Annotated in this window: 6 protein-coding genes; 2 read left to right on the top strand and 4 right to left on the bottom strand. The window is 64.7% G+C overall.

The features are described 5' to 3' along the window. Positions 1–25: 25 nt before the first annotated feature. Positions 26–1,804 carry a DUF885 domain-containing protein gene (locus V7D81_RS17080; RefSeq protein WP_324318462.1) on the top strand — a complete coding sequence of 593 codons (1,779 nt, stop codon included), beginning with the start codon at positions 26–28 and terminating at the stop codon, positions 1,802–1,804. Between the two features lie 133 nt (positions 1,805–1,937). Here V7D81_RS17080 and V7D81_RS17075 read toward each other — a convergent pair whose 3' ends face one another. From V7D81_RS17075 to sigJ, 3 genes are all read right to left on the bottom strand, one after another. After that, the gene (locus V7D81_RS17075; RefSeq protein WP_324318460.1) at positions 1,938–2,345 is read right to left on the bottom strand and encodes a cupin domain-containing protein; all 408 of its coding nucleotides are present in this window, start codon (positions 2,343–2,345) and stop codon (positions 1,938–1,940) included. A gap of 14 nt (positions 2,346–2,359) precedes the next feature. Continuing rightward, on the bottom strand, positions 2,360–2,839 hold the full coding sequence (locus V7D81_RS17070; protein ID WP_324318458.1) for a carboxymuconolactone decarboxylase family protein: 480 nt from the start codon (positions 2,837–2,839) through the stop codon (positions 2,360–2,362). Positions 2,840–2,900: 61 nt separating this feature from the next. Beyond that, positions 2,901–3,785, bottom strand: coding sequence for an RNA polymerase sigma factor SigJ (gene sigJ, locus V7D81_RS17065; protein ID WP_324318457.1), 885 nt, complete (start codon positions 3,783–3,785; stop codon positions 2,901–2,903). 253 nt (positions 3,786–4,038) lie between these two features. On the opposite strand from sigJ, the gene V7D81_RS17060 reads away from it, so the two are divergent. Further along, the gene (locus tag V7D81_RS17060; RefSeq protein WP_324318455.1) at positions 4,039–5,181 is read left to right on the top strand and encodes a hypothetical protein; all 1,143 of its coding nucleotides are present in this window, start codon (positions 4,039–4,041) and stop codon (positions 5,179–5,181) included. Between the two features lie 450 nt (positions 5,182–5,631). On the opposite strand, the gene V7D81_RS17055 is transcribed toward V7D81_RS17060, so the two are convergent. After that, a complete protein-coding gene (locus V7D81_RS17055) occupies positions 5,632–7,074 on the bottom strand; it encodes a hypothetical protein (protein WP_324318453.1) in 1,443 nt (480 codons plus the stop codon). Positions 7,075–7,092 lie beyond the last annotated feature (18 nt).

Raw genomic sequence — 7,092 nt, 5'->3', positions numbered from 1 at the left:
CAGCATGAAGATGAGGAGATTGCCGATGACCCGATCCAGCCTGCGCCGCTGCGCCCTCATCCTGATCCTCGCACTGCCGCTGTCGTCGCTCGCCGCCGAGCGCAGCATCGACGAATTCTTCGACCGCTTCACCGCCGACTGGGTGCGCGGCAATCCGGATCTCGCCACGTCGCTGCGCTACTTCAGCGGCGAGGAACAGGATCGCCTGGAACGCCAGCTCACGCCGCTGACGCGCGCCTATCAGGAAGAACGCACGCGCCTCGCACGACGAGGACTCGAAGAACTGCGCAAGTTCGACCGCACGAAACTCGACGACACGCGCCGCCTGTCGGCCGAGCTGATGGACTGGCTGCTCGAAGCCGTCGTGCGGGCGGAGCCTTACCGCGACTTCCATTTCCCGCTGCAGCAGTTCAGCGGCGCCAATGTCGATCTCATCGAAACCTTCACGCTGCGTCATCCGCTCGTGACGCCGAAGGATGCCGACAACTTCGTCGCGCGCCTGGCATTGATGGACGATCGCATGAACGAGGCCGTCGCCGAGGCGAAGCGGCTCGCCGACCGAAACCTGCTGCCGCCGAAGTTCATCGTCCAGGCCACGCTCGCCTCGATGCACACCTTCGCCGACGCACCGGTGCAGAACAATCCGCTGGTCACGGTGTTCGCGCAGAAGACGGCCAGCATCGAAGGCCTGCCGGCCGACAAGCGCGCAGCATTGCAGCAGCGCGTCGGCGAACTGGTGCAGAAGGAAATCTATCCGGCCTGGCAGAAGGCCATTGCGCTGCTCGATGCCATCGGGCCGCGCACGACGGACGATGCCGGACTGTGGCGTTTCAAGGGCGGCGACGCCGCCTATGCAAACTCGCTGCTGCGTTTCACCACCACGGATCTCACGCCCGGCGAGATCCACGAGATCGGCCTCAAGCAGGTCGCCACGATCGAAGCGCGCATGGACGAGATCCTGAAGAGCCTCGGCCGCACGCAGGGCGCCGTCAGGGAACGCATGGCGAAGCTCGAAGACGATCTGCGCTATCCCGATCCGACCTCGGACGCGGCGCGCACGCAGATCATGTCCGACATCGACGGCTACATGAAGGATGCGATCGCGCGCAGCATTCCGATGTTCGAGCGCACGCCGAAAACGCCGGTGATCGCGCAGCCGTTTCCGCGCTTTCGCGAGGCGAGCGCCGCAGCCAACTACAATCGCGCGCCGCCCGATGGCTCGCGCCCCGCCATTTTCCAGATGCCGCTCCGCGTGCAGCGCATGACCAGGCTCGGCCTGCGCACGCTCGTGTATCACGAGACCGTGCCCGGCCATCACTTCCAGATCGCGCTCGAACAGGAGAATCCTGATCTGCCGCGCTTCCGCCAGGCGCGCGCGTTGGGCGGCATCTCGGCGATGTCGGAAGGCTGGGCGTTGTACGCGGAGAAGCTCGCTGCGGAATCCGGCTGGTACGAAGGCGATCCCGAAGGATTGCTCGGGCAGTTGAGCGCCGAACTGTTCCGCGCGCGGAGGCTCGTCGTCGACACGGGATTGCACTCCAAGAAGTGGACGCGCCAGCAGGCCATCGACTTCGGCATCGAAGGCAGCGAAGTCGACCGCTACGTCGTCTACCCCGGCCAGGCCTGCTCGTACATGATCGGTCAGTTGCGCATTCTCGAGATGCGCGACCGCGCGCGTGCGGAACTCGGCGACAGGTTCTCGCTGCGCGGTTTTCACAGCGCCGTGCTGAATACGGGGACGATGCCGCTGGGGGCGCTGGAGAGGGAAGTGGAGCGGTATGTGGACGTGGTGAAGGGCAAGTAAGAACCCCCACCCTGCCCTCCCCCGCTTCGCGGAGGAGGGGAAGATCCGATTCCCTCCTCCGCGAAGCGGGGAGGGGAAGATCCGATTCCCTCCTCCGCGAAGCGGGGGAGGGCCAGGGAGGGGGCTTTCCGGACTACCGCACCGGCGCCGACACCGCCGCCCCCACATCCTTCACGAAAAACACCAGGATCTTCGCCGGCTGCGTTGCGCTCGCATTGCGCGAAACACTGTGAATGTCGGTTGGCGCTTCATAGAACGTATCGCCGACCTGCAACGTCTTCTCCTCGCCGCCGGCCACCTGCATGACCACGCTGCCTTCGAGTACGTACACGAAGGTGTTGGCATTGTGGCGATGGCTCGGCGACGCGCCGCCGGGCGCGTATTCGACCGTCAGCATCAGGCCTTCCTTGCCTGCGACGTCCGGCAGTGCCCTGGTGAACAGCGGCGTCACTTTCGCCGGCGGCGCGTCGGCTGCGTGCGCGTGCAGCAGCGTCATGGCCATGAATACCGCGAATCCCGTTCGTGCTGCGAACGACGTCATGTTCTGCTCCTGCTTCAGTTGGTGTGGGCTTTGGCCAGGCTGCCCGGCCGATAGTCGCCGGCGACGTAGCGCAATGGAATGGCGAAGCGATTCCAGCCGTTGATCTCGACGATGGCAAGGGTCAGCGCCAGCAATTCCGCTTCGCCGAATTGCGATCGCGCCTGCGCGTATACCGGATGGGCGACGTCCTGATGCTCCAGCTTCGTGACCGCTTCGGCCCAGGCGAGGGCGGCACGTTCGCGCTCGGTGTAGCAATTCGCTTCGCGCCAGGCGCTGAGCAGGTACAGGCGCTGCTCGGTTTCGCCGGCGGCACGGGCTTCCTGGGTGTGCATGTCGATGCAGAAGCCGCAACCGTTGATCTGCGATACGCGTGTGCGCACCAGTTCGATCAACGACAGCTCCAGCGTCGACTTGCGTACGACGGCCTGCAATCCGTGCATCGCTGCGGCGATGTCCTTCATCTTGTGCGGGTCGAAAGCAATTCGCTCGGTCATGCGGGTTCTCCTTCGAGGACTGACACCCTCAAGACGGCCCATCCGCTGAGGCCGTGACAGCTCACAATGAAAACGCAGCGAGCTTGTCCGGATTGCGGATGCTGAAGAATGCCTGGATGCGTTCGCCGTCCGTCTCGACCGCGATCAATGACTGCAGCCGGCCATCTTCCAGGAAGGCGATGCCGGGCTCGCCGTTGATCTGCACGATCCGATGCTCGACGGCCCGGCCCTGCGCCTGCGCTTGCCGGTAGCGGCGCGCGACCACGTACCAGAGCCTGGAGATGCGCTCCGCCCCGAGCAGCGGACGACTGACGGCCGCCGCCTTGCCGCCGCCGTCCGACGTCATCACGGCGTCGTCCGCGAACACCGCCATGATCTGCTGCCGGTCGCCGTTGGCCACTGCGCCGATGAACTTGCGCAGCATCCGCGTACGCGTTGTCTCGTCCACGACGAATCGCCGCCGGCGCGCGGTCAACCGCTCGCGTGCCCGATGCACCATCTGCCGGCAGGCGGACTCCGATTTCCCCAATGCATCTGCGATGTCGACGTAATCGTCATCGATGATGTCGTGCAGGATGAATGCCGCGCGCTCTTCCGGCGCCAGCGCTTCGAGCATCGCCATGAAGGCGATGGACACATCGCTGTCGAGCTCGGCCGCGGCTTCGGGCGTCTGCGTGTCGGCTTCGCCGAGCGGCTCGGGCAGCCACGGGCCGAAATACGCTTCGCGCTCCACTTTCAAATGCCGCAGGCGATCGATCGACAGGCGTGTCGTCGCCGTCGTCAGCCACGCTTCCGGCGACTCGACCTGCGCCGTGTCGGCGTTGTGCCAGCGCAGGTAGGCATCCTGCAGCACGTCTTCCGCATCGGCCTTCGTGCCCAGCATGCGGTAGGCAATGCCGAACAGGCGGGCGCGATGCCGCGTGAATATGTCAGCCTTCGCAGACATCGGTCCTCGATTGCATGCGTCCATCACCCGAGACGTGCGACGACGTCGAGCTGTGACAACCGCGATTGTAGGCGACTGTTGCCCGCGGCCCGCCCGTCACGATTTCCGGGCAGGTCTGCCCGCGAGGGCCTTGGCGCATCGCGTCGTTAACAAATCAGCACACTCGATTGCGGGTCGCTGGCGGCGCCATTCTTGTTCGTCAGCGCGCGGCCCACTAGCATGAGGACTGCCCCACCCAATGCAGACTCAGCCCATGAAAAGCGCACTACTCACGAAACATTCGCCCGTCGGCGCCCTCGTTGTGGCGATGAGTCTTTCGGCAATCCCGTTTGCCCCGGCCGGCGCGCAGGCGCCCGCAGCGACCCAGGGAAAACCCTGGGTCATGCCGCGCACGCTCGATGGAAAACCCGACCTGCAGGGCAACTGGAGCAACGAAACCCAGACACCCTTCGAACGGATGGGAAATCAGGGACCCACGCTGACCGACGAGCAGGCGGCTGCGCTCGAAAAGCGCGCCAGGGACGTGGAGGAATACCGCAACCAGCCCACCGATCCCAACGAGAAAGCGCTCAAGGGAGGCGTCGGCAACGATCTGGCGCCGGTCGAAGGCGAACCCACGTTCGTCGAACGGATCGCGCAGGCCGCCGGCGGCAATGTCGGCGGCTACAACGGCTTCTGGCTCGATCCCGGCCACCAGGTCATCCGCATCGACGGCGTCGTGCGCAGTTCCATCCTCGTCGATCCGCCCAACGGCCGCATCCCCGCGCTGACTGCCGCGGGCAAACAGCGCATGGCGGAACGCATGGCGCAGTCGAGGAAGTTCGGCGAGTTCGACGGCCCCGAAGTCCGGTCGCTCTCCGACCGCTGCCTCACTTCATTCGGATCGAATGCCGGTCCGCCGATGCTTCCGAACTACTTCTACAACAACAACTACACGATCGTTCAGTCGAAGGACACCGTCATGATCCTGACGGAAATGGTCCATGACGCACGCATCATCCGGCTGGGAGCCGCCAGGCACGTCCCGCCGCAGGTGCGCCCGTGGTTCGGCGATTCGATCGGACACTGGGAAGGCGACACGCTGGTGGTCGAGACCACGAACATCAATCCGATCCAGCTCGCGCAATCGGGCGGGCTGGGTCCCTACCGCGGAGCATCCGAGAAAGTGAAGGTGACCGAACGCTTCACGCGCACCGGTCCGGACGTGCTGCTCTACAAGTTCACGGTGGAAGATCCGGAGACGTTCACCGCACCCTACAGCGGCGAGCTGCCTTTCAACCGCATCGACGAACCCATCTACGAGTACGCCTGCCACGAAGGGAACTACGCGCTTCCGAGCATGCTGGCGGGCGCACGCGAAGAGGAACGGACGCGGGCGGAACAGAAGAAGGAATAGCGGCGGCAGCGCTCGACTGCGTCGCGAGAACGCAGCACAAGAAAACGGCGGAGCCCTTGCGGACTCCGCCATTTCCTGCTCGAGCATGAATCCATGCGGACAAGGTACCCGCACGGCAACTGCATCGGAGCGTCCGTCCGTTGGGAACCTCGGTCGCGCGCGTGACGAAAGCCTGCGCGCACTCAAGGCCTACCGGGCGGCGCGAGCCGTCGACTCAGCGACGAACCTCGCCAACCAGTACACCCAGAGTTGCGACCGAACCAACGTTTGAATGTGCCACTTGGATCACCTCCTTCAGTTGCCGTGGGCTGATTGCCGACACGCAGCCGCCCACCGAAGCCGCGCGCCGATACCGGGAATTCTATCGACGACAGCTTGCGGCGTCAGGGGAGATTTCAAGACCTGAGGCAGTCGCAAACACCAGGGACAGAGGCACCGGCGCAACCGCGCTCACTCGAACAGACTGACGATGCTCTGGTATTTCTCGATGTACCACCGGTTCTCGTTGTTGTATCTCGGGATGGTCACCGGACGGACGTTCGCGCCTTCCGCCTTCCATACGCACGGACAAGCCACCGACCTTCCCGCGGGCTGCGTGCCCGGGCGGCTCAGTTCGTCGAGCCCGACATTCATTCGACTCAGCACCCGATAGAGCTTCGTGACGTTGCGGGGACCGCCGTTGTACGCGGCGACCGGAAAGATGCCCAGCACCGCAGGGTTGTCGCGATACGCCAGGCGAATGTCCGATCGCATTCCCGCGAGTTCCAGATCCAGCAGGCAGACGGCCGCTTTCATGGCGTTCAGCAGATTCGTCGCACCGCGCTCGAAATCCGGATCGAGCTTTGCGCGTGGGCAGCGTCTGACCACGAGCGAATAGGTTCCGTTTCCCCTGCGGTCGGTGAATTGCATTGGCCCGAGCGCATTGGCGCTCGAGACGCTGTATCGATACGCCTCCTCCTGCTTGAGCCCGTACTGGCTCAGCACTTCCTCGAAGGCGAGCGTCTGCTTTCTGACGTAGTCGGTGTCATCGGTCTGCTCGATGACGGCAAGCGTGGTGATGACCTGCAGAGGAATGGCATCGGCGAGCAGTTCCCCGGGGAAAGCGGCACTCGGCACCTGCGCGAGGCGCAGTTCCTCGATCGCCTGGCGCGCCGTGGCGACCAGAAACTCCTTGCCGCCGCTGACGAAGCCCGGATCGAAGGTGTCTTCGGTGAAAGGCAGATAGACGATCGGCTTCGCGGTCTGGACGACGGCGCGCCACTGCCTGCGCTTGAGCAGGTTGTTGTCGAAGACGGGGAACTTCCGTCCGTAGACCTTCAAGGGCTCGCCGTCCTGCGAGAAGGAGAACATCAGCCGCTCGGCACCGGTGCCCTTCACGTGCCGCGCCTGGATACCGGGAGTGAGATTGCGAAAGGGCAGCGGCTTGCGACCGGGCGTCCAGTTGATCGGCGGCCGCGGCAGCTCGATGTGGGCGATGGACCATTCCTGTTTCGTATCGCTCCACAGCGCAAAGGCCACGGGACGACCGCGCAGAACCTGATTCCTGCCCTTGCCGGTGAAGACGTACTGGAGTTCGACGTCGCGGAGACGGATCTGCGCGTCGGCGACCAGATCGTGAATCACCTCGTAACGCCTGATGTTGCGACCCTGGACGATGACTTCCTCGGGACCCGCCTCGGGCTGCTCCGACTCGGCAACCGCAATCGGAACCTCGCCCTCCTCCTGCCGGGAAGCGGGAGCCGCTGCTTCGGCGGGCGGTTCGTTCGACGGCATCGCCGCCGTCGCAGGCGCGTCGATCAGCGTCGGCTCGCTTTCATCGGAGTCGCCGCCGGTCGTCGCGCATCCGGCACAGAAAAGGAACAGCAGCAGGAGCGTCAGCGGAGCCGTTTTCATCGGGCTCATGCTATCTCG

It is taken from the genome of Povalibacter sp., from assembly GCF_036735925.1.
In the GTDB taxonomy this organism is placed as follows: Bacteria; Pseudomonadota; Gammaproteobacteria; order Steroidobacterales; family Steroidobacteraceae; genus Steroidobacter.
The sequence above is the reverse complement of the archived record's forward strand: the minus strand, read 5'-3'. Positions and strand labels throughout refer to the sequence as shown.